Raw genomic sequence first — 24,804 nt, forward strand, 5'->3', positions numbered from 1 at the left:
CTATGGCCCGGCTTGCACCGGGTCAGATAGTAAGATCTAGCGGTGTTCTGCAGCCGCCACAATCAGCGCTTTCATTTCTGCCACTGCCGCCTTGAAGCCGACGAACAGAGCATGAGCCACCAGCGCGTGGCCGATGTTCAGTTCGTTGATGCCCTTGATCGCTGCGACCGCTTCGACGTTGTGATAATGCAGGCCGTGACCGGCATTGACGATCAGGCCCTGGGCGAGACCAAACGCTACGCCGTCGGCGACCCGCTGCAGTTCTTCGGCGACTTCAGTCGGGGTCTGAGCATCGGCATAGCGCCCGGTGTGCAGTTCGATGGCTGGCGCTCCGACGCGCTTTGAAGCAGCGATCTGGCGCTCATCGGCGTCGATGAACAACGAGACCTCGCAGCCGATTTTCGCCAGCCGCTCGACCGCTGCCTTGATCCGCGCTTCCTGGCCCGCGACGTCCAGCCCGCCTTCGGTAGTCAGCTCCTGGCGTGTCTCCGGCACCAGGCAGATATGCGCAGGACGAATGCGCTCGGCAAAAGCGAGCATTTCCTCGGTCACGCCCATCTCGAAATTCATGCGGGTCTGCAAGACATCCTTGAGCAGCAGGACGTCGCGCTCCTGAATATGCCGACGGTCTTCACGCAGGTGAACGGTGATGCCGTCGGCGCCTGCCTCTTCGGCGTCCAGGGCAGCCTTGACCGGGTCCGGGTAGCGCGTGCCACGGGCCTGACGCAAGGTGGCTACATGGTCGATGTTCACGCCGAGAAGGATGCGAGTGCTTTGGGTCACGGTTGTCTCCAGAAAAATGGGCGAGCTGGTCGAAGCAGGCTGTAGAGAATAAAGCCTGATCAAGGCTTGCGAAACAGTTCACGGCTGACAAGTGGGCGGCCGCCCAGATGCACAGCCAGCGCCTGACGCATCAGACGCTTGGCGGCAGACAACGCACCAGGGACGCTCCAGTCCGCTTCGGACATGGCCAGCAATTCTGCGCCTTGAAACAGGCCGGGCTGAAGCAGATAAACACGCTCAAGCCCGGCATCCACTTGCAGGCGGTACATGCCATCAATTGCCAGCGGCTCGCCGTTGATGTCGGCGTCCATTGCAAAGCCGTAGCCCAGATCATCCAGCAACCGCCATTCGAACGAACGCAGCAACGGTTCCAGCGGACGGCCCAGTGCGAGGGCCAGCAGTGTGGCGGCGTAATGTTCGAATACAGCTGGATGCGGATCTTCGGCAGGCAACAGGCGAATCAGCAGTTCGTTGAGGTACATGCCGCTGAACAGCGCCTCGCCGGTCATCCAGGTAGCAACGCCTGCGCTCTCCATGCGCCCGACATTCTTTAGTTCGCCACGCCCTCGAAACTCGACTTCAAGGGGCACGAACGGACGCGCCAGCGAGCCTGCCTTGCCTTTGGCACTGCGCAGCACGGCACGTAGCCGCCCTTGGGGCGTGAGGAAATCGACCAGCGCGCTGTTTTCGCGATACGCACGGCTGTGGAGCACATAAGCAGGTTGGCCGGTGGGCGCGCTCATCAGGCTGGCTCGAAAGAGAAGTGTTCGCCCAACCGCAGACGGGTCAGGCGAAAGGGCAGCTTAGAGGTCGCCGTAGCCGAGCGAGCGAAGGGCGCGCTCGTCATCGGACCAGCCACCTTTGACCTTGACCCACAGGTTAAGCATGACTTTGGAGTCGAACAGCAGCTCCATGTCGCGACGCGCATCACTGCCGATGCGCTTGATACGGTCGCCCTTGTCGCCAATGATGATTTTTTTCTGGCCGTCACGCTCGACGAGAATCAGCGCATGGATATGCAGGGTGCGGCCCTGCTGCTTGAACTCTTCGATCTCGACGGTGATCTGGTACGGAAGCTCGGCACCCAACTGACGCATGATCTTCTCGCGAACCAGCTCGGCAGCCAGAAAGCGGCTGCTGCGATCAGTGATCTGATCTTCCGGGAAGAAGTGGTCATTCTCGGGCAGGTGCGAGGCAATCAGGCTTTCCAGCGCTTCCAGGTTGTGCCCGTGCTGCGCGGAGATCGGCACGATGGACGCATTCGGCAGCTGGCCTTGCAGCCACTCCAGATGCGGCATCAGATCGCTCTTGTCTTCAATGCGATCGGTTTTGTTGATCGCCAGAATGACCGGGCCTTGCACGTACTGAACACGCTCCAGAACCATCTGGTCTTCGTCGGTCCAGCGGGTGCGATCCACGACGAAGATCACCACGTCGACGTCTTTCAACGCAGCCGAAGCAGTCTTGTTCATGTAGCGGTTGAGCGCTTTCTCGCCATTCTTGTGCATGCCGGGGGTGTCGACATAAATCGCCTGCACGGCACCCTCGGTCTTGATCCCGAGCATGTTGTGACGCGTGGTCTGCGGCTTGCGCGAGGTGATCGCCAGCTTTTGACCGAGAATATGGTTGAGCAGCGTGGACTTGCCTACGTTGGGACGGCCGACAATGGCAACATAGCCACAGCGTGTTGCGGTTGTATCATTCATGACCGTTCTCCACGCCCAGGGCAATAAGTGCAGCTGCTGCGGCTACCTGTTCGGCAATCCGGCGGCTGACACCCTGTCCTCGGCTTTTTTCATTCAATAGGTTGATCTCGCATTCGACGAAAAACGTCCGGCAATGCGGTTCACCCTGGATATCCACCACCTCGTAACGCGGCAGTTCACAGGCCCGCGACTGGAGAAATTCCTGCAGGCGGGTCTTGGGGTCCTTGTTGGTGTCTACCAGCGTCAGGCTGTCGAACTCGGTTGTCAGCCAGGCCAGAACGCGCTCGCGCGCAGCCTCCATGCCAGCGTCCAGGTAGATCGCCCCGATCAGCGCTTCAAGGGCGTCGGCGAGAATCGACTCGCGACGGAAACCACCGCTTTTCAGCTCGCCGGACCCCAGGCGAAGGTACTCGCCCAGATCGAAACCACGGGCCAGCAATGCAAGGGTTTCACCCTTCACCAGGCGCGCACGCAAGCGCGACAACTGGCCTTCGCGGGCCTGAGGGAAGCGTTCGAACAACGCCTCACCCGCCACGAAGTTGAGAATGGCATCACCGAGAAATTCCAGACGCTCGTTGTTGCGACCGGCAAAACTGCGATGGGTCAGGGCCAGGACCATCAGTTCCTGATCCTTGAAGGTATAGCCGAGCTGACGCTCAAGGCGGCTCAAGGATACGCTCACGGTTTACCCACACTGAATTGCTTGTCGAACTTCATCACCAGATCGATGTTCTGGAACCACGGTTCACGCTGCTCATAGTTCAAATGAGCTTTGAACGCATTGTTCTCCACCGTCACTTTCAACGCCTTGTTCAAATCTATATCCCGAATGCTGTTGACCTGCATGTTCTTACCGACATAACCGTAGAAATCGTCGACCGTGGTAATGTCCAGGGCCTGATTGGTGTCGACCGTTTCGATGATTTTCTTCATCGTCATGTAGTCGAGGTAATGCGGGACCAGCTTGAAGGCCGTGCTCGTCGCAAACGCGACAAGCGCCAGCACCAACAGCCATCCCACTAGCGAAAAACCTTTTTGAGAAGTAGAGAACGTCATGTTCGACTTCAACCTCGAGAGTTCACTGCCTGCCCGACCGGGTCGACTCAGGGTTCAGAGGCGTTTCCAGTCAGCCCAAATGACATACGGCGCTGCTCCAGGCAGCGCCGCATCGATTACTTGATCAACCCTACGCGTGCAAAATTAGGGAAGTGGCTCAGTTTCGGTTCCGGCCAGCTCATCCAGACGGCGAACGCCTTGCCTACGATGTTCTTGTCCGGGACCATGCCCAGTTCGTCTTTGGGAATATTGGGATCGTCCCAGTAACGGCTGTCGTTCGAGTTGTCGCGGTTGTCGCCCATCATGAAGTAGTGCGCAGCAGGCACTGTCCACTCACTGTCAGGCGGCGCGCGGTATCGGCTCATTTCCTGGCGGATCTGATGTTCGACTGCGCCCAGTTGTTCTTCGTACAGTTCTGCGCTGCCCAGTGTACCGGGCTCGGTGCCGATCAGTTTCTTGGCAACCAGCTCACCGTTGATGAACAACCGCTTGTCGCTGGTGTAGCGGATGCGATCACCCGGCAGACCGACGACACGCTTGATGTAGTTGACGCTTGGGTCGCTTGGGTAGCGGAACACCATCACATCACCACGCTGCGGATCACCGAGCTGGATGACCTTCTGATCCAGTACCGGCAGGCGGATGCCGTACGCGAACTTGTTGACCAGAATGAAATCACCCACATCCAGCGTCGGCTTCATGGAGCCCGAAGGAATCTGGAACGGCTCTACCAGAAACGAACGAAGCACCAGCACGATAAACAACACCGGAAAGAACGATTTGCCGTACTCGACCAGCAAAGGCTCTTTGTTCAAGCGCTCTACGACAGCAATGTCAGGCTCGCCGACGCTTCCCTGATAGTTCGAAATGGCAGCCCGGCGACGAGGCGCCAGGATGACCAGATCAATCAGTGCAAGCACGCCACAGACGAACACAGCGATGACCAACAACAGCGGAAAATTTAGTGACATAGGACCTGACTATTCCAACCTGAGCACTGCGAGGAAGGCTTCCTGTGGAATTTCCACGTTGCCGACCTGCTTCATGCGTTTTTTACCGGCCTTTTGCTTCTCCAGCAATTTACGCTTGCGGCTGACGTCGCCGCCGTAGCATTTGGCCAGTACGTTCTTTCTAAGCGCCTTGACGGTTGTCCGGGCCACGATCTGACCGCCAATGGCGGCCTGAATTGCCACGTCGAACATTTGTCGAGGGATCAGCTCTTTCATCTTCTCGGTCAACGCACGCCCTTTGTAATGAGCGTTGTCGCGGTGAACGATCAATGCCAGGGCATCGACCTTCTCGGCGTTGATCAGAACGTCGAGCTTGACCAGGTTGGCCGACTGGTAACGATCAAAATGATAATCCAGCGAAGCATAACCGCGGCTGACAGACTTGAGACGATCGAAGAAGTCCAGAACCACTTCGTTCATCGGCAAATCGTAGCTCACCTGAACCTGGGTGCCGAGGAACAGCATGTCGTGCTGCACGCCACGTTTTTCGATGCACAACGTAATGACGTTGCCCAGGTGCTCCTGCGGCACAAGAATATTTGCGCGAACGATAGGCTCGCGCATGTCTTCGATGGCCGACAGGTCAGGCAGTTTGGACGGGTTATCGACATAAATCGTTTCGCCGCTCTTCAGCAACAGCTCGAAGATTACGGTTGGCGCAGTGGTGATCAGGTCGAGATTGTATTCACGCTCAAGACGCTCCTGGATGATCTCCATGTGGAGCATGCCAAGGAAGCCACAACGGAAGCCAAAGCCCAGTGCATCGGAGCTTTCCGGCAGGTATTGCAGCGAAGAGTCATTCAGCGTCAGCTTTTGCAGGGCTTCACGGAAGTCTTCGAAATCGTCCGAGCTGACCGGGAACAGGCCGGCGTATACCTGAGGCTGGATACGCTTGAAGCCGGGCAGCACGTCTACATCGGGCGTGGTGCTCAGGGTCAGGGTGTCACCGACCGGCGCGCCATGAATGTCCTTGATACCGGCAATGATAAAGCCCACTTCGCCGGCTTTCAGATCAACGGTTGCCGTGTGCTTGGGGTTGAACACCCCAACGCTGTCGACCAGATGCAGCTTGCCGGTGGACTTGACGAGGATCTTGTCGCCTTTCTTGACGCGACCGTGGCGCACGCGCACCAGAGACACGACGCCCAGGTAGTTGTCGAACCAGGAGTCGATGATCAACGCTTGCAGCGGATCTTCAATGTTGCCGGTCGGTGCGGGAATGGTTGCTACCAGACGCTCGAGGACCTCGTCCACACCCATACCGCTCTTGGCGCTGCACGCCACGGCATCGGTGGCGTCGATACCGATGATCTTCTCGATCTCTTCCTTGACGCGGTCCGGATCGGCCTGCGGCAAGTCCATCTTGTTCAATACCGGCATGACCTCAAGGCCCTGCTCGATGGCGGTGTAGCAGTTGGCGACCGATTGAGCCTCGACGCCCTGCCCTGCATCGACCACCAGCAACGCACCTTCGCACGCAGCCAGAGAACGGCTGACTTCATAGGTGAAGTCGACGTGCCCCGGGGTGTCAATGAAGTTCAACTGGTAGGTGATACCGTCTTTGGCCTTGTAATACAGGGTAACGCTATGGGCCTTGATGGTGATCCCGCGCTCGCGCTCAAGATCCATGGAGTCGAGCACCTGGGCTTCCATTTCGCGCTCGGACAGGCCACCGCACATTTGAATGAAGCGGTCGGCCAGCGTCGACTTGCCATGGTCAATGTGGGCGATGATGGAGAAATTGCGGATATGACTCAAATCACTCACGGATCAACACTCAAAAAGGTTGCAGGCAGATTGCCCGCCGAAAAATAGCCGGGAATTGTACCTGAACTAAGCAAGAGGCGTCACGCTTACAGGCACCTGGATAGACGCAAGGGAAACAAACATGCACAAAAAAGGGTGGCCGTAGCCACCCTTCCCGGTCAAACCGCCCTGTTACTCGGACAGCTTGAAGGTGATGAAGGTCGCACGGCCCTGACGCAGAACGCGCATCGAAACAGAGCGATCCTTGGGCAGGCTTTTCGCCACCTCAGTGAACTGCTTACTGGACGTAATCGCCTGATTGTTCAGGTGAGTGATCACATCACCCGGCTGCAGGCCAATCAACGAAGCCGGACCACCTGTAACTTCCTTGATGGCCACACCGCCCTTGAGGTCCAGGGATTTCTTCTGCTCGGCAGTCAGTTCGATCACTGACACGCCCAGACGGTTACTGCTGCGTTCGGCACCTGTGCCAGCAACATCGCCCATTTCCTGGCCTTCGTCAGGCAGCGCGCCAACAGTGACCGTCAGTTTCTGACGTTTGCCGTCGCGAATCACTTCAAGTTCGGCCTTGCTGCCGTCCTTGAGGTTGCCTATCAAGTGCGGCAGGTCAGCCGACATGATGATTGGCTGGCCGTTGGCACTCAGAATTACGTCACCGACCTGCAGACCACCCTTGGCAGCCGGGCCATCTTCAAGCACCTGGGCAACCAGCGCACCGGCAGGCTTGTCCAGACCAAACGATTCGGCAAGGTCCTTGTTCACTTCCTGGATAACCACACCCAGCCAGCCACGGCTGACTTTACCGCTGGCCTTGAGCTGATTGGCCACGTCCATGGCGACGTCAATCGGAATCGCGAACGACAGCCCCATGAAACCACCGGAGCGGGTAAATATCTGCGAGTTGATCCCGACTACCTCACCGGCCATGTTGAACAGCGGGCCACCCGAATTACCCGGATTGATGGCAACGTCGGTCTGAATGAACGGCACATAGGTGTCGTTTGGCAGACTGCGGCCCTTGGCACTGACGATGCCTTTGGTCACGGAATGATCGAAGCCGAACGGCGAACCGATCGCCAGCACCCACTCACCCACCTTGAGCGTATTTGAGTTGCCCAGTTTAGCTGTAGGAAGGTCCTTGCCGTCGATTTTCAGGACCGCAACGTCGGTACGCGAGTCGGTGCCGACCAGCTTGGCTTTCAGCTCGCTGCGATCAGACAGGCGCACAAGAATCTCGTCGGCACCGTCGATCACATGATTGTTGGTCAGAATGTAGCCATCGGGAGAAATGATAAAGCCCGAGCCCAGTGACTGGGCCTCGCGCTGACGATCACCCTTGCCTGCTCCCGGCGGACGCGAACCTGGCGGCATGCTGCGCTCAAGAAACTCGCGGAGCATGGGCGGCAAGCCTTCCAGATCAGGCATCTGCTGATTGGCTATGGCGCGGTCCGGCAGCTTCTGGCGCGTACTGATATTCACCACTGCAGGCGAGGCCTGCTCGACCAGCCCGGTGAAGTCCGGCAGGTTCTCGGCTTGAACCGTAGCAACCTGGCCGAGCATCAGCACAGCGGCAATCAGTGAAAAGTAGGATTTCATGCGTGGTATCGACATATGGCTCCCGTTGGTAACGAGCAAAAAATTAAGCAGTACAAGCAACTGACTCAAAGACCTCAAGCAGCGATGCTCATCCCTGGATCAGCGACATGGCCTCTGGAAACGACAAAAGGCCAAAGCTGCGAGGCTGTGACCTATAGAAAAAAACCAGAGTTTTTGCAACGTGCAAACCTCACCAAACATTTCAGTACCTGCGCCCAGGCCAGGTTAAATGCGCCCTGGCGACTCTTGAAACCCAGGATGAAAATTTTTACATCCTGGAATTCGTGACTTCAAATGTTTATTTTTTGGCTGGAGATTCGTCGTTACGCATCGACAAGGCTATACGCTCGGCGGTACCCATCGGTATTTCTCCGACGACCGTCACCATCATGTCACCCTGCGGAGTTGTGAGGCGACGCGAAACAGCCACCGTCGGGCCTAACTGGGTGCGAATATCCGAGGAAGATCCGCCTTTCACCGCCTCGATGAACACCGAAAAACGCGCCAGACCGTCGCCATACATCAGATGGGTTACGGAGGATTGCGTGGAGGCGTCCTTGCGCACACCACTGCTGCTGACTTCGAAACCAGGCGGCAGCCAATCAGAATGCCAGGCCACAGAACTTATGGACGGCTCGGGCTTGGTTTTCACCACAGACACAGGTTTGCAGTCGGCGCTGGCCTTGAGCAACTGCTCGGACAGAACGCCGGCGGTATCGAGATCGGTAAACTGGAAACGTTCGAGCAACTGCCCCTTCTCGCTCAACAGAAGCGACTTGAGCACAAGACCGGTTTCGTTATCCAGGTGAAGTTCGAGGCCGTATCGATGCTGGTCCTTGGGGGACAGCGCAACGATAGTTGCCTGACGACCGGCCACTCTGGATTTTCCGACAATTTTTATGTCGTACCAGGCGGAAAGTCTTTTTACATCGAATGCGCGGGCAGATGAGTCGGCCGGATTGGCCACACCCGCTTCGAGCGTGCCGCTGACGCACTGTGTGAGTCCGTCAACACGCAGCACTTCCTGAGCAGAGCCATCAAGCTGCAACAAACGCTCCTGAACATGACCGTCCGCTATGCGGTGCCAGATTCGATGGGTAGAAAAACTACCATTGCGTTCGTATACAAAGGTGCCTTGATAGCTCTGCTGCTGATCAACCTTGGCAAGACGATTGATTGCGTCTTGCGCATCATCAGCCTGTACCGGGAGGGCAAGCCATCCACCAAGCAGTAATGGCAGTAGAGGGACGGCTCGCATGATCCTCCTTAACGGTTTTCCAGACTCGCAGCACGTGCGTAAGGCAGCGCGCTTTCAGTACCTTTCAACGCTGCTTCCTGGGCGTGCTGACGCAGATAGCCAGGCAAACGTTGATCACCTTGACCAGCACCCTGCAACACACCGTTGGCCATAGGACCAGGTGCCTGCTCGTTGCTTTCAGTGTAGCCAGCCAGTACGGCAGGGCCTTTCACTTGTGGAACGGTCAGGTTGGCAGGCTGTTGGGTCTGCTGTGCCAGTTGCGCGCCGGCAATCTCGTCATTGTTGTACATGCGGACACCGGCCAGAACGGCTACGGTAACCGATGCTGCAACAGCCAGACGACCCAGCGTGCGCCAAGGTCCGCGTGCTGCTTTGAGCGGGCTGACTTCATCGGCGATTGCGGCAGATACAGCAGCCGAAATATCCAGATGCGGGATCAGCAACTCTTTATGCATAGCTGCACGAGCGACTTGGTAACGCGACCAGGTAGCACGAGTATCGGCATCGTCAATGGCATTCAATACCCGACGTAATTCCAGTTCGTCCGCTTCGTTATCCAGTACCGCGGACAGCGATTCCTGCAGGGCTTCACGACTCATGGCGGGTTCCTCTCTTGGGCTATCGCCGCTGTCTCAGGATTCCTGCAACAACGGCTGCAGGGCTTTATCGATGGCTTCCCGAGCGCGGAAGATCCGAGAGCGCACGGTACCAACAGGACACTGCATGACGCTCGCAATGTCTTCATAACTCAGACCATCGAATTCACGTAAAGTTAGTGCCGTACGTAAATCTTCCGGGAGAAGCTGGATGGTCCGATGGACGGTGCCCTCGATCTCATCTCTCAACAATGCACGTTCCGGCGACTCGATGTCCTTGAGGCCATGATCGCCGTCGTAGAACTCCGCGTCTTCAGACCTTACATCGCTATCCGGTGGACGCCGACCTCGCGACACCAAATAGTTTTTCGCCGTGTTAATGGCGATGCGATACAGCCAGGTATAGAAAGCACTGTCACCGCGAAAGTTTCCGAGAGCACGGTAAGCCTTGATAAAGGCTTCCTGTGCAACGTCCTGAGCCTCATGGGTGTCGTGCACGAATCGCACGATCAACCCTAGAATTTTGTGCTGATACTTCAGCACCAACAGATCAAATGCTCGCGTATCGCCACGCTGTACGCGCTCGACAAGCTGCTGATCCTCTTCCTGGGTTAGCATGAACACTCCTCGTTAAGCATGAAGGAGTGTTGCAACTGACATTGTTCAGGCTCGCAAACATAGACTCGGGCTTTTCGCAAAAGTTCTCCCCCTTCAAGCAAGTTTCCTGCGGGCCATCGTAAAGCCTGCACGAAAAACGCAGCTCGACACGGTCGGCTGCGTGAATAGTCTTGTCGCCATTCTCGCAGTTGATGATCACTTATCTAACCCTGCGAAAACGACGCTGTTCCTGTGTAGGCAACCTGCTATTGAGCATGGATCCTGGCAAAAAGTTCCATTGACACAATCACAGGTGTGAGCCGCACACTGCACAAAGTTCTTTGAAATCAGTGCACTGGAGCATTTCCAGTAACAGATAACAGGGAAAACAATATGCATGACATCCGGGACTGGAGCACAATCCATACCCGCCGTGGTCTCACATTGCCATGTAGGCGTGGCTATTGTGCCGTTACCCCAATACTTATACTAGTGGTCGCCAAGGGCAGAATTCGCAGATGAGTCAACATTTTCAGCATGACGTACTGGTAATTGGCAGTGGCGCTGCCGGGCTGAGCCTGGCATTGACCCTCCCCGGCCACCTGAGCATCGCAGTGCTGAGCAAAGGCGATCTGGCCAATGGCTCGACATTCTGGGCCCAGGGCGGTGTGGCAGCGGTACTGGATGACACCGATACCGTGCAGTCTCATGTTGAAGACACGCTGAATGCCGGCGGCGGCCTTTGCAACGAAGAAGCGGTGCGTTTCACCGTCGAGCACAGCCGCGAGGCCATTCAGTGGCTGATTGATCAGGGCGTGCCTTTCACTCGGGGCGATGACGCAGATAGCGATGAAAGCGGCTTTGAATTCCACCTGACACGCGAAGGCGGCCACAGCCACAGGCGGATCATCCACGCCGCCGATGCGACAGGCGCAGCTATCTTTCGCACCCTGCTTGAACAGGCCCGTAAACGGCCGAATATCGAACTGCTCGAGCAGCGCGCCGCCATCGACCTGATCACCGAACGCCGTCTCGGGCTGGAGGGCCAGCGCTGCCTGGGCGCTTATGTACTCAATCGCACCAGCGGTGAAGTGGACACCTACGGCGCGCGCTTTACCATCCTCGCGTCAGGTGGCGCTGCCAAGGTCTACCTGTACACCAGCAACCCAGACGGTGCCTGCGGCGATGGCATCGCCATGGCCTGGCGTTCCGGTTGCCGAGTGGCAAACCTGGAATTCAACCAGTTTCACCCCACCTGCCTGTATCACCCCCAGGCCAAGAGCTTTCTGATCACCGAAGCACTTCGCGGTGAAGGCGCCTACCTCAAGCTGCCCAACGGCGAGCGCTTCATGCAACGGTTCGACGAACGGGCAGAACTGGCCCCTCGCGATATCGTGGCCCGCGCGATAGACCACGAAATGAAGCGACTGGGTATCGACTGTGTGTATCTGGACATCAGCCACAAACCGGAAGCCTTCATCAAAACGCACTTTCCAACCGTCTACGAGCGCTGCCTGGAGTTCTCCATCGACATCACTCGCCAGCCGATTCCGGTGGTCCCGGCGGCGCATTACACCTGTGGTGGTGTGATGGTAGACAGCAAGGGCCACACCGACGTGCCTGGCCTGTACGCCATCGGCGAGACCAGCTTCACCGGCCTGCACGGTGCCAACCGCATGGCCAGCAATTCACTGCTGGAGTGCTTCGTGTATGCCCGCTCGGCAGCGACAGACATCGAGCAGCAACTGGCCGACGTACAGATGCCCACCGACCTTCCGGCCTGGGACGCCAGCCAGGTCACTGATTCGGACGAAGACGTGATCATCGCGCACAACTGGGATGAACTGAGACGATTCATGTGGGACTACGTCGGCATTGTGCGTACCAACAAGCGCCTGCAACGCGCTCAGCACCGTGTACGTTTGTTGCTGGATGAGATCGACGAGTTCTACAGCAACTACAAGGTCAGCCGTGACCTGATCGAGTTGCGCAATCTGGCGCAGGTCGCGGAACTGATGATCTGCTCGGCCATGCAGCGCAAGGAAAGCCGTGGCCTGCATTACACACTGGACTATCCCGACATGTTGCCGGAGGCGCTGGACACTATTCTGGTACCGCCCAGTTACGTCGGCTGAACTTCAGGCGCACGCGCAGATGCCGGTGAATGTCCGGTGTCAGCGCATCAAGCGGGATACAGCAGCTTTTTATCGGGCGGCCCGGCCGGCCTGCGATAACCGTGCGAAAACGCAGAATCACGACCAACGGTAACGCAAGGCTGTCCGGACATAACTGCACGGGCTGCCAGCCGTCGCGTTGATTCCACAATTGCCAGCCTTGATGATCGCGCTTAAGCGCGGTGAAGGCTGCCGGATGACTGAGCAGAATCGAGCGCGGCAACGTCCAGGCAGCATGCATCAAGCAAAACAGCACACCCAGTGCCAACGCCCACGAAGCGATGTTCAGCCAGGACAGCGCGACCAGCGCCAGCAACTGAACGGCGAGATACGCCGTCAGCAGCAGGCGCGAGGCCTGCCAGTGACATTCAAATCGATCACTTGGGCTGGACACGATCCAGAATCATGCGAACCATACGTTGCAATTCAGCATCCTCTGACTCGGCGCGCTGCATGAACCAGCCGAACATGTCCTGATCTTCACAAGTGAGCAGACGGCGATACAGATCGCGGTCCACGTCATTCAAATGCGGATAGACCTCACGGACAAACGGCACCAGCAGCACGTCCAGTTCAAGCATGCCACGGCGGCTGTGCCAGTAAAGGCGGTTGAGTTCGACGTCTTCGACCATGGAGCGCTCCTCAAAGTAGGCGGCAAGTATACAGCCGTGAGCCGGGCACGCGAATCTTGCAATGGTCGCAGCAGTTTTCACGTACCCCGTATGCATAACCTCGACTCGGCACTATGATGTGCCCCCGGACTTTTTTCCCAATCTGCGATGACCATGACCCAAAAAGCTTTTTTCTGCACGCTATCCCATGAGGGCGTTCTCGCCGTTCGCGGCGTGGATGCCAGCAAGTTTCTTCAGGGTCAGCTGACGTGCAACCTCAATTATCTGAATGAAGACAAGTCCAGCCTCGGTGCCCGCTGCACGCAGAAGGGCCGGATGCAGTCGAGTTTTCGCATCGTTTTCGAAGGCGACGGTTGCCTGCTGGCGATGGCCAGCGAGCTGATCGAGCCGCAATTGCTGGACCTGCGTAAATACGCAGTGTTCTCCAAATCGAAACTGACTGACGAAAGCGCAGAATGGGTGCGCTTCGGCCTGCAGGATGGCGACAGCGCGCTGGTCGGCCTGGGCCTGAACCTGGCGCAGGAAACCGATGCGGTGGTGCGAGCCAATGAGCTCCTCGCAATCCGCGTCTCCCCGGGCCGGGCCGAGCTCTGGGTACGCGCCGGGCAGGCAGACAGCATCAAATCGCAGCTGGCTTCGCAGTTGAGCAAAGGCCCGCTCAATGACTGGTTGCTGGGTCAGATACGCGCCGGCATCGGCCAGGTATTTGGCCGCACCCGCGAGGAGTTCATCCCGCAGATGATCAACCTGCAGGCGGTCGGCGGTGTCAGCTTCAAGAAGGGCTGCTACACCGGCCAGGAAATCGTTGCGCGCATGCAATACCTGGGCAAACTCAAACGCAGGCTTTACCGCCTCACCCTGAGCAGCGAAGAAATCCCCGAGCCGGGTACGGCACTGTTTTCGCCGGTACACGCCAGCGCCGTGGGCAACGTGGTCATCGCCGCACAGTCCGGCCAGAATGTTGAACTGCTCGCCGTATTGCAGGGCGATGCGGCAGAAAATGGCCATATAAATCTTGGCTCGCCAGAAGGCGCAGCGCTGCAAATGAGTGATCTGCCCTACATACTGGACAGCAAACTCGAAACTCAGCGCTGAGCCAGACGAACACATTCAGGTTCCTAGTGTCTTTAGAGCGTTCCAGTGCACATGCTGGCGCTCTGCGGAGCGCGCGGAAAACTCTGGACACCCCCAACGGCTGCGAGATGCAACATGAGCAAGATGGCTGACGAGGTGCAGAGAAACTTGATCAAGGCCATCGACAGAGATGCCTTGTTTCTGCCTACCCTGCCGGAAGTAGCACTGAGAATTCGCCTTGCCGCCGAAGACACCGAAATCAGTATTTCGGCCCTGAGCAAGGTCATCGGTAGCGATACAGCCCTTTCCGCACGCCTGATAAAGGTCGCGAACAGCCCCCTGCTGCGCCCGAATTTCGAAGTCAGCGACGTCACCACCGCGGTTCGGCGCCTGGGCGTCAATTACACCTGCAACCTGGCCATCGGTCTGGTGGTCGAGCAGATGTTCCACGCCAAGTCTCCAGTCATCGAGCAGAAGATGCGCGATATCTGGAAGCAAAGCCTGCAGGTTGCCGGCATCAGCTACACCCTTTGTCAGAACTACACGAATCTCAAACCCGACCAGGCCACGCTTGCCGGGCTGATCCACTTGATCGGGATTCTGCCGATCCTGACGTATGCCGAAGACCACTACGAGCTGCTGGCTGATCCGATCAGCCTCAACCACGTGATCGACAGCATTCACCCGGTCATTGGCGAACGCCTGCTGCGCTCATGGGACTTTCCCGAGCCGCTGGCCTGCGTGCCGATTCAGTTCCAGAACTTCGCGCGCGTATCGAAAAGCCCGGACTACACAGATCTGGTGCAGATCGCCACAGTGCATATCCACAGGAACACCGACCACCCCTTCAGCCTCATCGAGATGGTCGACCTGCCTGCGTTCAGCCAACTGAGGCTTTCCAGAGCTGAAGGCATGCTGAGCGCCCAGATGGACGAAGCGAAGAGCATGCTTTACTAGGATCAGGGCGCACTGAAACTGACCCGAACCTTCAAACCCCGCTCGGCACCATCGTGCAAGGTGATTCTGGCCAGATGCGCACGGCAGATCTCCCCCACAATAGCCAGACCGAGCCCGGCACCGCTGCCCTGCTGACTGCGACGGTAGAAACGCTCGAAAACCCGCTCACGCTCATCTGCCGGAATACCGGGGCCATCATCCTCGACCTCCAGCACGCCCGGCGCATACACCCGTAAAACCACGTTGCCGCCCGGTGAAGTGTGAGCCAGCGCATTGTCGATCAGGTTGCTCAGCAGTTCGTTCAGCAACGTCGGCTCGCCACGCAGCCAGACCGGATCGTCAGCCTCCAGCGCCAGCGCAACGCCGCGTGAATGAGCCAACGGCGCCATGGCCATGCCCAGTTCTCTTGCCAACTGGCTGAGGTCCAGTTGTTGCGCACCACCTTCGGCAATGGCCCGCGCACCGTTTTCGATCCGCGCCAGCGACAGCAACTGATTGGCCAGATGCGTCAGCCGATCCGTGCCAAGCGCGGCTGATTCCAGCGTACTGCGCCAGTGTTGCGGGTCGCGCTCGCGCAGGCCCAGCTCGACCCGCGCCTTGAGCGCGGCCAGCGGTGTGCGCAGCTCATGGGCGGCATCGGCGATGAACTGCGCCTGGCGCTCGAACTGCAAGCGCAGCCGCTCGGTAAAGTGGTTCAGTGCCCCTACCAGCGGACGCAGTTCATGCTGCACCTCAACCATTGGCAATGAGCGCAGATCATCCGGCTGACGCTCTTCTACTGCGGTGCGCAAGCGTTCCAGCGGTCGCAGTGCCGCACTGACCGTGAACCAGACCAGCAGCAGTGCGCCCCCACCGAGCATGCCCAGACGCAGCAACGTGTCGGCCATCAGGCTGCGCGCCATGCCCTTGCGCGCCTCCTGGGTTTCGGCCACACGAATTTCAGCCGTGCCGTTCATGCCTGGATCAGTCACAGGCTTGAGCAGGCTGACCACACGTACATCCTGCCCTTGATAAATCCCGTTATAAAACTTCGCCAGCGCAGGGTAATCGTCGGTACGCAAAGTGCCCGGTGGCGGCGAAGGCAGATTTTCATAACCGGAAATCAGCTTCTGATGGATGTCATTGACCTGATAATAGATTCGTCCTTCGCTGTCGTAGGCAAAGGTATCCAGCGCCACATAGGGAATATCGGCGCTCAGCGTGCCATCACGCTGCGTCAGACCGGCAGCGATGGTCCGTGCTGAAGCCAGCAACGTGCGGTCGTAGGCGGTATCGGCCACTTCGCGGCCATTCCAGTAAGCGCTCATGCCGCTGGCCAGCATCAACACCACCAGCAGCAACGCCAGGTTCCACAACAGCCGCCAGCGCAGGCTGTCGTTAATCATCGCGGCTTTCAAGCAGATACCCCAGACCCCGAAAGGTCACGATGGCCACAGAATGCCCGTCGAGCTTCTTGCGCAGGCGATGGACGTAGATTTCGATGGCGTCAGGGCTGGCCTCCTCGTCGAGGCCGAAAACCTGCGCGGCCAGTTGCTCCTTGCTCATCACCCGACCTGGCCGGGCAATGAGCGCTTCCAGCACCGCCTGTTCGCGAGACGTCAGGGCCAGCAGTTCCTCGCCGAGCGTGAAACGCCGCGTGTCCAGGTCATAGGCCAGTACGCCGCAGCGCTGTTGCCGCTCGCCACCCAGCACACTGCGACGCAGCAATGCCTTGACCCTGGCCTCCAGTTCGGAGAGCTCGAAAGGCTTGGCCAGGTAATCGTCGGCCCCCAGGTTCAGGCCATGAACGCGATCCTTGACGTCGCTGCGCGCGGTCAGCATCAATACCGGAAGGTTTTTGCTGCGCGCCCGCAGACGCGCCAGCACTTCAAAGCCGTCCATACGCGGCAAGCCGACGTCGAGAATGGCGACGGCGTATTCCTCGCTGCTCAACGCCAGGTCGGCGGCAACGCCATCATGCAGTACATCAACGGTCAAACCCGCGCTTTTGAGCGCCTGCGCGACACTTTCAGCCAATTGCAGATGATCTTCCACAAGAAGAACACGCATCGCCGTCTCCTGATTGTCACTGTTGTTATCGATCCGAGCATCGAGGCTTGTGGCGGTGGAGTTTACAGGCAGGCCGCCGCCTGTGAAGGACAGAAACGATTCGCGGCCCTTCAATTGCGACATGAAAGGTAGCTGAAAGGTTTACGAAAGGTTCGTCATCTAGCATCGCCGCACGACCCGTTAAAAGGGTACGTACAAAACAGGCGCCCGGATGCGTCTGGACAATAAAAACAATAAATCGCTAAACGGAGTCACGTCATGTCTACGCCAGCCCAGGCTTGCCCGTCCATTGAGCACAGCCCGTCGCGGATTTACCCGCACCCGTCGCGCCCCAGCTCCACCCTCCTGCAAAACATCAGCGTCCACCGCAGTACCGATGGCACCTGCGTGTCAGCGAAAAGGCTTCGTGGTGCGCGAGACAAAAGCATCTGCTGAACAGCTTCTCTCTTCCAAAAACAAAAATATCTCTGGAGACTGAACATGAAATTCCCTCTGCGTCAGATAGCCGCCACCGCCGCCTGCATGCTGGTTGCCAGCCAATTGTTTGCTGCCGAGCCAAAACGTCCGGAATGCATTGCACCCGCCTCACCGGGTGGCGGATTCGACTTGACCTGCAAGCTGGTGCAAAGCGCGCTGATCAACGAAAAGATTCTGACCTCGCCCATGCGCGTGACCTACATGCCTGGGGGCGTCGGCGCAGTGGCCTACAACGCAGTTGTAGCTCAGCGCCCCGCAGATGCTGGCACGCTGGTCGCGTGGTCCAGCGGTTCGCTGCTCAATCTGGCGCAGGGCAAATTCGGCCGCTTCGATGAAAACGCAGTGCGCTGGCTCGCCGCCGTGGGCACAAGCTATGGCGCCATTGCAGTGAAGAGCGACTCGCCTTACAAGAACCTCGACGATCTGGTCAAAGCGCTCAAGGCCGACCCGAGCAAGGTAGTCATCGGCTCAGGCGGCACCGTAGGCAGCCAGGACTGGATGCAGACCGCGCTGATCGCCAAGGCTGCTGGCATCAACCCGCGCGCCTTGCGTTATGTCGCGCTGGAGGGCGGTGGGGAAATCGCTACTGCCCTGCTTGGCGGCCACATTCAGGTGGGCAGTACCGACATCTCCGACTCCATGCCACACATTCTGAGCGGCGACATGCGCCTGCTCGCCGTGTTCGCCGAGAAGCGCATCGACGAACCCGAAATGAAAGACATCCCCACCGCCAAGGAGCAGGGCTACGACATCGTCTGGCCAGTGGTGCGTGGCTTCTACCTCGGGCCGAAGGTCAGCGACGAAGACTACAACTGGTGGAAAGCCTCGTTCGACAAGATCCTGGCCTCTGAAGACTTCGCCAAACTGCGTGATCAGCGCGAGCTGTTCCCCTTCGCCATGACCGGCGCGGAGCTGGACACCTACGTCAAGAAGCAGGTTGCCGACTACAAACTGATGGCCAAGGAATTCGGCCTGATTCAGTAATTGAACTCAATTGACTGACGTTAAGTTGCGCCTGCATAGCGGGCGCGACTCAGGAGCTTCTCATGGTCATACAACGCATTTTTGCTGCCGTACTGCTACTGGCATGCGCAGGCCTGGCTCTAATGGCCTGGCCTTATCAAGCGCCTTTCTCCTATGAACCGGTCGGCCCACGCGCTTTTCCGCTGCTGATGCTCGGGCTGATGGGTGCCGCCCTGCTGTACCTGCTGATTCGGCCTACCCCCATTGTCCACACCGAGGAAGAACCGGCGCTGGACCGCGAAACCCTGGTCAAGATTGGCGCGTGCATCGTTCTACTGCTGATATTCGCCGGGCTGTTCGAACCGCTGGGCTTCATCCTCAGCAGCATCCTGATCGGCATTCCCATGGCCCGCCTGTATGGCGGACGCTGGCTCCCGAGCGTGGTGGTGGTGATTCTGATGAGCGTCGGCCTTTACCTGTTGTTCGACAAGGCCATGGACGTTCCCTTGCCTTTAGGCCTGCTCAGCGTTCTGGAGAACTGACATGGATACTTTCAGCTACCTGGGCCAAGGCTTCGGCGTCGCCCTAACCCCTTACAACCTGATCACCGCACTGTCCGGCACACTGATTGGTACCGTTGTCGGCCTGCTGCCAGGGCTTGGGCCTATCAACGGAGTGGCGCTGCTGATCCCCATTGCCTTTGCGTTGGGCCTGCCGCCCGAATCAGCACTGATTCTGCTGGCAGCCGTGTACCTGGGCTGTGAATACGGTGGGCGTATCAGTTCGATCCTGCTGAACATTCCGGGCGAAGCGTCCACCGTCATGACCACGCTGGACGGTTATCCAATGGCACGCCAGGGGCTGGCCGGCGTCGCGCTATCGCTGTCAGCATGGAGCTCGTTCATCGGTGCATTCATCGCCACCTGCGGCATGGTGCTGTTCGCGCCGTTGCTCGCCAAGTGGGCGATTGCCTTCGGTCCGGCGGAATATTTCGTACTGATGGTGTTCGCTATTGTCTGCTTGGGCGGGATGGCCGGTGACAGGCCGTTGAAGACGTTCATTGCCGCGCTGATCGGGCTGTTCCTGTCTGCGGTAGGTATCGATGCCAACAGCGGGGTATACCGTTTTACCGGCGACAACATTCATCTGACCGACGGCATTCAGTTCGTGGTGCTGGTCCTGGGTCTGTTTTCAATCAGTGAAATCCTGTTGCTGCTGGAGAAGACCCATCGCGGTCAGGAGGCGGTCAAGGCTACCGGGCGCATGATGTTCAACGTCAAGGAAGCCGCCGCTGTGTTTGTGGTGAATATTCGCTGCGGGCTGCTGGGATTCATCCTCGGCGTACTGCCGGGTGCCGGTGCGACGCTGGCCAGTGCGGTGGCTTATATGACGGAGAAACGCATCGCCGGCCCTGGCGGCAAGTTCGGCCAGGGCGACATGCGCGGCCTGGCCGCTCCCGAGACCGCCATCGGGGCAACCGCCTGCGGCGCGTTGGTGCCAATGCTGACGCTGGGTGTTCCGGGCTCGGGCACCACTGCGGTGATGATCGGCGCGTTGTCGCTGTACAACATCACCCCCGGTCCGATGCTGTTCCAACAACAACCGGACATCGTATGGGGCCTGATCGCTTCGTTGTTCATCGCCAACATCATGCTGGTGATCCTCAACATCCCGATGATCCGCATCTTCACGCGCATCCTCGCCGTGCCGAACTGGGCGCTGGTGCCGGTGATTGCAATCATTACCGGCATCGGTGTGTATGCAGTGCACGCCACCACGTTCGACCTGTTCCTGATGGTCGGTATCGGTATCTTCGGTTACATCCTGCGCAAGCTGGATTTCCCGCTGTCGCCGATTCTGCTCGGTTTCATCCTCGGTGGTCTGATGGAGCAGAACCTGCGTCGCGCCCTGTCGATCTCCAACGGCGAACTGGGGATTCTCTGGGCCAGCCCGATCACCCTCGGGGTCTGGGTGGTGACCGTGTTCATGCTGCTGTTCCCGCTGATCCGTATCTGGCGCAAGCGCGCAAAACTGCAGGCTGCCGTAACGCATGGCTGATTCGTCACTGCGTCAATGGTGGGCAACGCCGCTGGTTGGCCTGCTCGGCGGCTACCTCGCCAGTCAGGTTGGCTGGCCGCTGCCGTGGATGGTTGGCTCATTGCTGGCAATCATCCTGGTGCGCTGCCTGACACCCTGGCAACTGACGCAGATTCCGGGCGGTCGCAAATGCGGCCAACTGATCATCGGCATCGGCATCGGTCTGCATTTCACGCCAGTGGTCATCGAGCAGGTGCTGGCGCATTTCGGGCTGATTTTCATCGGTGCACTGGTCACCAGCCTGTCGTGTCTGGTTGGCGTCTGGCTGATGCTGCGTACCGGAGAAGATCGCCCTACCGCTTTCTTCTCCAGCATGCCGGGCGGCTCGGGCGAGATGGTCAACCTTGGCGCACGTAACGGTGCGACGCTCAGCAGCGTCGCTGCCGCGCAAAGTCTTCGGGTGCTGGCCGTGGTGTTATGCGTGCCGGCGATCTTCAAATACCTGCTGGGCGACGGCACGCCTTCACTGCATGCCACGGCGGTCGATTGGCGCTGGCTGGCATTCCTGCTGCCGGTCGGCGCAGCACTGGCCTGGCTGTGGCAGCGTCTCAAGCAACCCAACCCGTGGCTGTTCGGCCCTCTGTTGCTAAGTGCCGTAGTGAGCGTGGTCTGGGACCTGAAAATCGGCTTGCCCAACGGTGCCAGCCAGCTGGGTCAGCTACTGATCGGCAGCGGGCTGGGTTGTCATTTCAATCGGGCATTCTTTCGGCGTGCGCCATCGTTTCTGGCGCGTACGCTGTTGGGCACTGCGCTGACCATGTTGATTGCCGCACTGGCTGCGCTGGGGCTGAGCGCCCTCACCCACCTGGACCTGCGCTCGCTGACGCTGGGCATGATGCCCGGTGGCATTGCCGAAATGAGCCTGACCGCAGAAGTGCTGCAACTGTCGGTCCCCTTGGTGACGGCCATGCAGGTCATGCGCCTGCTGTTCGTGCTGTTTCTTGCCGAGCCGCTGTACAGGCGCTGGAACAAGCGGCTCGCTGACTGAGCTCAATCAGAAGCACTTTGATCAGAGAGCGGGCAGTCGCCAGTCGATTGGCTCGATGCCGTTTTGCTCAAGGTACTTGTTGGCCCGCCCGAAATGCCCGTTACCCAGGAAGCCTTTGTAGGCTGACAACGGCGAAGGATGGACGGAGGTCAGCACCAGATGCTTGGTCGCATCGACCAGCTTCTGCTTGCTTTGCGCATGAGCGCCCCACAGCAGGAACACCAGGTGCGGCTGATGCTCGCTGACCACTTGAATGATCCGGTCAGTGAAGTGCTGCCAGCCTTTTCCCGCATGCGAAGCTGCGTTAGCGCGCTCGACGGTAAGAGTCGTGTTAAGCAACAGCACGCCCTGATCAGCCCATGATTGCAGGCAGCCGTGATTGGGAATGTCGATATTCAGGTCGCGTTTGAGTTCTTTATAGATATTGACCAGTGACGGCGGCGTCGGCACGCCTGGCTGCACCGAGAAACACAGGCCGTGAGCCTGATTCGGACCGTGATACGGGTCCTGACCGAGGATCACCACTTTCACATTGTTGAGCGGCGTCGAATTCAGCGCATTGAAAATCAGCGGCCCAGGCGGATAGATCTCTTTACCCGCGGCATGCTCCTGGCGCAGAAACTCGCGCAACTGCGCCATATAGGGCTGCTCGAATTCATCGCGCAGCGCTTCCTTCCAGCTGGGCTCAAGCTTGATGCGGTCGTCGCTAGTCATGGTTACATCCGGTAAAAACAATGCGCGGACACTAGAAAAGCCCGGCAGCAAAGTCAATGCCGGTTGCGCTATGCGCCTGCAAGATCGGACACAGNCTGAGTGCCGACGCGGAGCGTCGGCACGATAGTCAGTTCGCAGCAGCCAGTTCACAGCGCTGGCATGGTAGTGAGCGCAGGTTTCAGCTACCGATGCCCGCCCCGACCATCACCGCGCCCGCCTCGTCCATGATCACGGCCATCGCGTCCGCCTCGACCGCCATGGTCCTCCCAGCCGCGGTTGCCTCGGTCGCCGCGGAAGCCGTCATTGCGTCCGAAACCACCATTGCCTCGAAAGCCGTCATTACGCCCAAAACCGCCATTGCCGCGAAAGCCGTCGTTTCTCCAGCCATAACCCGGCGGGCGTCCCGGCTGGTAGTAGCGTGGCACTGGCGGCGGCGCGTAATAGCGCGGTGCCGGGGCGTAGTAGCGCGGTTGGGTGTAATAGCGTGGCTGAGGCGCTACATAGATGCGCTGCTCCTGATAGTAGGTGGAGCGGTAGCCATTGTCGTACGCGTAAGCGCCACCGACGACAGTCGTCGGCTGCGTGTACACATCGGATTCGTAGTAACCAGGGCCTGCGTAGCAACCGGCAAGGAAAAGGGTCAGCAACGTGATAAGCAAGGGTCTTCGATACATGGCGGCCTCCTGGACCGCGATTGGGCACGAATCAGCGACGCTGATCGGCGTCCGCCAAAGCGGTTGACGGACAGAAGTTCAGACACCGAAAAGGGAATCTAGTGCGTTGGCGCAGCGTGTAAACCCTACTAAAGATGATGGCCATCCTTGACTCAAGGGCTCTAAAGCCGGGGCGTGCAGACATGTTTCGACTTCCTGCAAAGATGCTACAAAACATTTCAAAGCACCATGCATCAACACAGTGCGGTTACGCACCAGCACAAGGCAGTTTCACTCGGGGCTGACCTGCGATGGTCCGGGCAGGCCTTGAAAAACAAAGGCCTTGGCGAGTTGGCACAAGTCTCGCTTGATGAATGGCGTGCAGGAGTCAACACAGGTTCGCGGCACCACAATTTGCAATAGCCGACTAGGGTTCCGGCTTGCCGACAGGCAAGTGGCTGGTCCGAGAGTTGGCGACCTCCAGTAGAGGTTACACGGCGGGACAAAAGCCCGGGAGACAGGGACACCAGTGGTGTCACGTTGCTCCTGGCCGCCTTTTTTCACTACTGGAGATTTCTCAACATGCAAAAGTCTCGTCTCTTCGGTCTGCTCACGGCAGGCCTGCTTGCTGCGTTGAGCCTCTCGGCGAATGCCGCCCAAAAAGATCACTTCAATGTCTGCTGGACCATCTACGCAGGCTGGATGCCGTGGGAATACGCTGGTAGCCAGGGCATCGTCGACAAGTGGGCGAAAAAATACGGCATCAAGATCGATGTCACCCAGCTCAATGACTACGTCGAATCCATCAACCAGTACACCGCTGGCCAGTTCGATGGCTGCACCATGACCAACATGGACGCACTGACCATTCCGGCTGCGGGCGGTGTGGAAAGCACGGCACTGATCGTCAGCGATTTCTCCAATGGCAACGACGGCATCGTGCTCAAGGGCGAGGGCAAAAAAGTCGCCGACCTGAAAGGCATGGACGTCAACCTGGTCGAGCTGTCGGTGTCTCACTACCTGCTGGCACGGGCGCTGGACAGCGTCAAGCTCAGCGAAAAAGACCTCAAGGTGGTCAACACCTCGGATGCCGATATCTCGGCAGCCTTCAATACCGATGATGTGCAGGCAGTTACCACCTGGAACCCGATGCTGTCGGACATCAAAGCCAAACCCGGCGTGACCGAAGTGTTCAACTCCAGTCAGATTCCTGGCGAGATCATGGACATGATGGTCGTCAACACTCAGACCCTTAAGGACAACCCGGCGCTGGGCAAAGCCCTGACCGGTGCCTGGTTTGAAGTGGTCACGCTGATGAACGCCAAAAACGCCCAGAGCAAGGCGGCGCTGGAGCATATGGCCAAGGCATCGGGCACCGATCTGGCCGGCTTCCAGGCACAACTGGACACCACCAAGCTGTTTGCCACGCCCAAGGAAGCCCTTGAGTTCGCGACCAGCAAACAGCTGCCGGACACCCAGCGCAAGGTGGCTGACTTCTCGTTCGCCCATGGTTTGCTCGGCGAAGGCGCACGCAATGCCGATGCCGTCGGCATGTCGTTCGCCAATGGCGTGAACCTCGGCGACAAGGCCAACGTCAAGCTGCACTTTGACCCCAGCTACGTGCAGATGGCCGTCGACGGCAAGCTGTAAATCACGC

At 58.6% G+C, this 24,804-nt stretch carries 25 protein-coding genes and 1 riboswitch; of the genes, 8 read left to right on the plus strand and 17 right to left on the minus strand.

Annotated elements, in window-relative coordinates; all coding sequences use genetic code 11:
* Window positions 1-36 precede the first annotated feature (36 nt).
* The 11 genes from pdxJ to rpoE all read right to left on the minus strand — a co-directional run bounded on the left by pdxJ (window position 37) and on the right by rpoE (window position 10,390).
* The gene (pdxJ, locus tag AO068_RS07740) at window positions 37-783 is read right to left on the minus strand and encodes a pyridoxine 5'-phosphate synthase (protein ID WP_058408051.1); all 747 of its coding nucleotides are present in this window, start codon (window positions 781-783) and stop codon (window positions 37-39) included.
* Window positions 784-842: 59 nt separating this feature from the next.
* Entirely contained in the window at window positions 843-1,526 is a 684-nt protein-coding gene (recO, locus tag AO068_RS07745; RefSeq protein WP_002554904.1) for a DNA repair protein RecO, read from the minus strand.
* A 60-nt stretch (window positions 1,527-1,586) separates the two neighbouring features.
* A complete protein-coding gene (era, locus tag AO068_RS07750) occupies window positions 1,587-2,489 on the minus strand; it encodes a GTPase Era (protein ID WP_003363707.1) in 903 nt (300 codons plus the stop codon).
* Window positions 2,482-3,171 (minus strand): ribonuclease III, encoded by a 690-nt coding sequence (gene rnc, locus AO068_RS07755; RefSeq protein ID WP_002554906.1) that lies wholly within the window; start codon window positions 3,169-3,171, stop codon window positions 2,482-2,484. The genes era and rnc overlap by 8 nt, the downstream gene beginning before the upstream one ends.
* Window positions 3,168-3,545, minus strand: a complete 378-nt coding sequence (locus AO068_RS07760) for a DUF4845 domain-containing protein (RefSeq protein ID WP_002554907.1) — start codon at window positions 3,543-3,545, stop codon at window positions 3,168-3,170. The genes rnc and AO068_RS07760 overlap by 4 nt, the downstream gene beginning before the upstream one ends.
* A 116-nt stretch (window positions 3,546-3,661) precedes the next feature.
* Window positions 3,662-4,516, minus strand: coding sequence for a signal peptidase I (lepB, locus tag AO068_RS07765; RefSeq protein WP_002554908.1), 855 nt, complete (start codon window positions 4,514-4,516; stop codon window positions 3,662-3,664).
* 9 nt (window positions 4,517-4,525) lie between these two features.
* The gene (lepA, locus tag AO068_RS07770; RefSeq protein WP_058400820.1) at window positions 4,526-6,322 is read right to left on the minus strand and encodes a translation elongation factor 4; all 1,797 of its coding nucleotides are present in this window, start codon (window positions 6,320-6,322) and stop codon (window positions 4,526-4,528) included.
* Window positions 6,323-6,493: 171 nt separating this feature from the next.
* On the minus strand, window positions 6,494-7,918 hold the full coding sequence (locus tag AO068_RS07775) for a DegQ family serine endoprotease (RefSeq protein WP_233424582.1): 1,425 nt from the start codon (window positions 7,916-7,918) through the stop codon (window positions 6,494-6,496).
* Between the two features lie 298 nt (window positions 7,919-8,216).
* Window positions 8,217-9,176, minus strand: a complete 960-nt coding sequence (locus AO068_RS07780; protein ID WP_058400818.1) for a MucB/RseB C-terminal domain-containing protein — start codon at window positions 9,174-9,176, stop codon at window positions 8,217-8,219.
* Window positions 9,177-9,184: 8 nt separating this feature from the next.
* Entirely contained in the window at window positions 9,185-9,775 is a 591-nt protein-coding gene (locus tag AO068_RS07785) for an anti sigma-E factor RseA C-terminal domain-containing protein (protein ID WP_058400817.1), read from the minus strand.
* Between the two features lie 33 nt (window positions 9,776-9,808).
* Window positions 9,809-10,390 (minus strand): RNA polymerase sigma factor RpoE, encoded by a 582-nt coding sequence (rpoE, locus tag AO068_RS07790; RefSeq protein WP_002554912.1) that lies wholly within the window; start codon window positions 10,388-10,390, stop codon window positions 9,809-9,811.
* A gap of 497 nt (window positions 10,391-10,887) precedes the next feature.
* Here rpoE and nadB point away from each other — a divergent pair, with 497 nt between their 5' ends.
* Window positions 10,888-12,504, plus strand: coding sequence for an L-aspartate oxidase (gene nadB, locus AO068_RS07795; protein WP_058408052.1), 1,617 nt, complete (start codon window positions 10,888-10,890; stop codon window positions 12,502-12,504).
* Here nadB and AO068_RS07800 read toward each other — a convergent pair.
* Both AO068_RS07800 and AO068_RS07805 read right to left on the minus strand, forming a co-directional pair.
* The gene (locus tag AO068_RS07800; RefSeq protein ID WP_058408053.1) at window positions 12,473-12,937 is read right to left on the minus strand and encodes a protein YgfX; all 465 of its coding nucleotides are present in this window, start codon (window positions 12,935-12,937) and stop codon (window positions 12,473-12,475) included. The two genes, nadB and AO068_RS07800, sit on opposite strands and share 32 nt — an antisense overlap.
* On the minus strand, window positions 12,921-13,175 hold the full coding sequence (locus AO068_RS07805; RefSeq protein WP_003378499.1) for an FAD assembly factor SdhE: 255 nt from the start codon (window positions 13,173-13,175) through the stop codon (window positions 12,921-12,923). The genes AO068_RS07800 and AO068_RS07805 overlap by 17 nt, the downstream gene beginning before the upstream one ends.
* A gap of 153 nt (window positions 13,176-13,328) precedes the next feature.
* Here AO068_RS07805 and ygfZ point away from each other — a divergent pair, with 153 nt between their 5' ends.
* Both ygfZ and AO068_RS07815 read left to right on the plus strand, forming a co-directional pair.
* On the plus strand, window positions 13,329-14,270 hold the full coding sequence (ygfZ, locus tag AO068_RS07810; RefSeq protein WP_058408088.1) for a CAF17-like 4Fe-4S cluster assembly/insertion protein YgfZ: 942 nt from the start codon (window positions 13,329-13,331) through the stop codon (window positions 14,268-14,270).
* Between the two features lie 114 nt (window positions 14,271-14,384).
* The gene (locus AO068_RS07815) at window positions 14,385-15,206 is read left to right on the plus strand and encodes an HDOD domain-containing protein (protein WP_004658258.1); all 822 of its coding nucleotides are present in this window, start codon (window positions 14,385-14,387) and stop codon (window positions 15,204-15,206) included.
* 2 nt (window positions 15,207-15,208) lie between these two features.
* On the opposite strand, the gene AO068_RS07820 is transcribed toward AO068_RS07815, so the two are convergent.
* Both AO068_RS07820 and AO068_RS07825 read right to left on the minus strand, forming a co-directional pair.
* A complete protein-coding gene (locus AO068_RS07820; protein ID WP_058408054.1) occupies window positions 15,209-16,591 on the minus strand; it encodes a sensor histidine kinase in 1,383 nt (460 codons plus the stop codon).
* A complete protein-coding gene (locus tag AO068_RS07825; RefSeq protein ID WP_002554918.1) occupies window positions 16,584-17,255 on the minus strand; it encodes a response regulator in 672 nt (223 codons plus the stop codon). Before AO068_RS07825 ends, AO068_RS07820 begins: the two co-directional genes overlap by 8 nt.
* A 480-nt stretch (window positions 17,256-17,735) precedes the next feature.
* Between AO068_RS07825 and AO068_RS07830 the strand changes: the two genes are divergently transcribed.
* From AO068_RS07830 to AO068_RS07845, 4 genes are all read left to right on the plus strand, one after another.
* On the plus strand, window positions 17,736-18,716 hold the full coding sequence (locus AO068_RS07830) for a Bug family tripartite tricarboxylate transporter substrate binding protein (protein ID WP_058400814.1): 981 nt from the start codon (window positions 17,736-17,738) through the stop codon (window positions 18,714-18,716).
* Between the two features lie 62 nt (window positions 18,717-18,778).
* Window positions 18,779-19,237 carry a tripartite tricarboxylate transporter TctB family protein gene (locus AO068_RS07835; RefSeq protein ID WP_058400813.1) on the plus strand — a complete coding sequence of 153 codons (459 nt, stop codon included), beginning with the start codon at window positions 18,779-18,781 and terminating at the stop codon, window positions 19,235-19,237.
* Window position 19,238: 1 nt separating this feature from the next.
* Window positions 19,239-20,753, plus strand: a complete 1,515-nt coding sequence (locus AO068_RS07840) for a tripartite tricarboxylate transporter permease (RefSeq protein WP_058400812.1) — start codon at window positions 19,239-19,241, stop codon at window positions 20,751-20,753.
* Entirely contained in the window at window positions 20,746-21,780 is a 1,035-nt protein-coding gene (locus AO068_RS07845; RefSeq protein WP_058400811.1) for an AbrB family transcriptional regulator, read from the plus strand. The genes AO068_RS07840 and AO068_RS07845 overlap by 8 nt, the downstream gene beginning before the upstream one ends.
* Window positions 21,781-21,801: 21 nt before the next feature.
* Here the strand turns inward: AO068_RS07845 and ung are convergent, their stop codons facing one another.
* Together ung and AO068_RS07855 are read right to left on the minus strand one after the other, a co-directional pair.
* Window positions 21,802-22,494: a uracil-DNA glycosylase gene (gene ung / locus AO068_RS07850; RefSeq protein ID WP_058400810.1), complete on the minus strand. Its 693-nt coding sequence runs from the start codon at window positions 22,492-22,494 to the stop codon at window positions 21,802-21,804.
* 182 nt (window positions 22,495-22,676) lie between these two features.
* Window positions 22,677-23,168, minus strand: coding sequence for a hypothetical protein (locus AO068_RS07855; protein ID WP_002554925.1), 492 nt, complete (start codon window positions 23,166-23,168; stop codon window positions 22,677-22,679).
* Window positions 23,169-23,563: 395 nt separating this feature from the next.
* Window positions 23,564-23,666: riboswitch (guanidine-I (ykkC/yxkD leader) on the plus strand.
* 63 nt (window positions 23,667-23,729) lie between these two features.
* On the opposite strand from AO068_RS07855, the gene AO068_RS07860 reads away from it, so the two are divergent.
* Window positions 23,730-24,797, plus strand: a complete 1,068-nt coding sequence (locus AO068_RS07860; RefSeq protein ID WP_058408055.1) for a putative urea ABC transporter substrate-binding protein — start codon at window positions 23,730-23,732, stop codon at window positions 24,795-24,797.
* Window positions 24,798-24,804: the final 7 nt, after the last annotated feature.

It is taken from the genome of Pseudomonas sp. ICMP 3272 (assembly GCF_001466905.1).
GTDB lineage: Bacteria > Pseudomonadota > Gammaproteobacteria > Pseudomonadales > Pseudomonadaceae > Aquipseudomonas > Aquipseudomonas amygdali.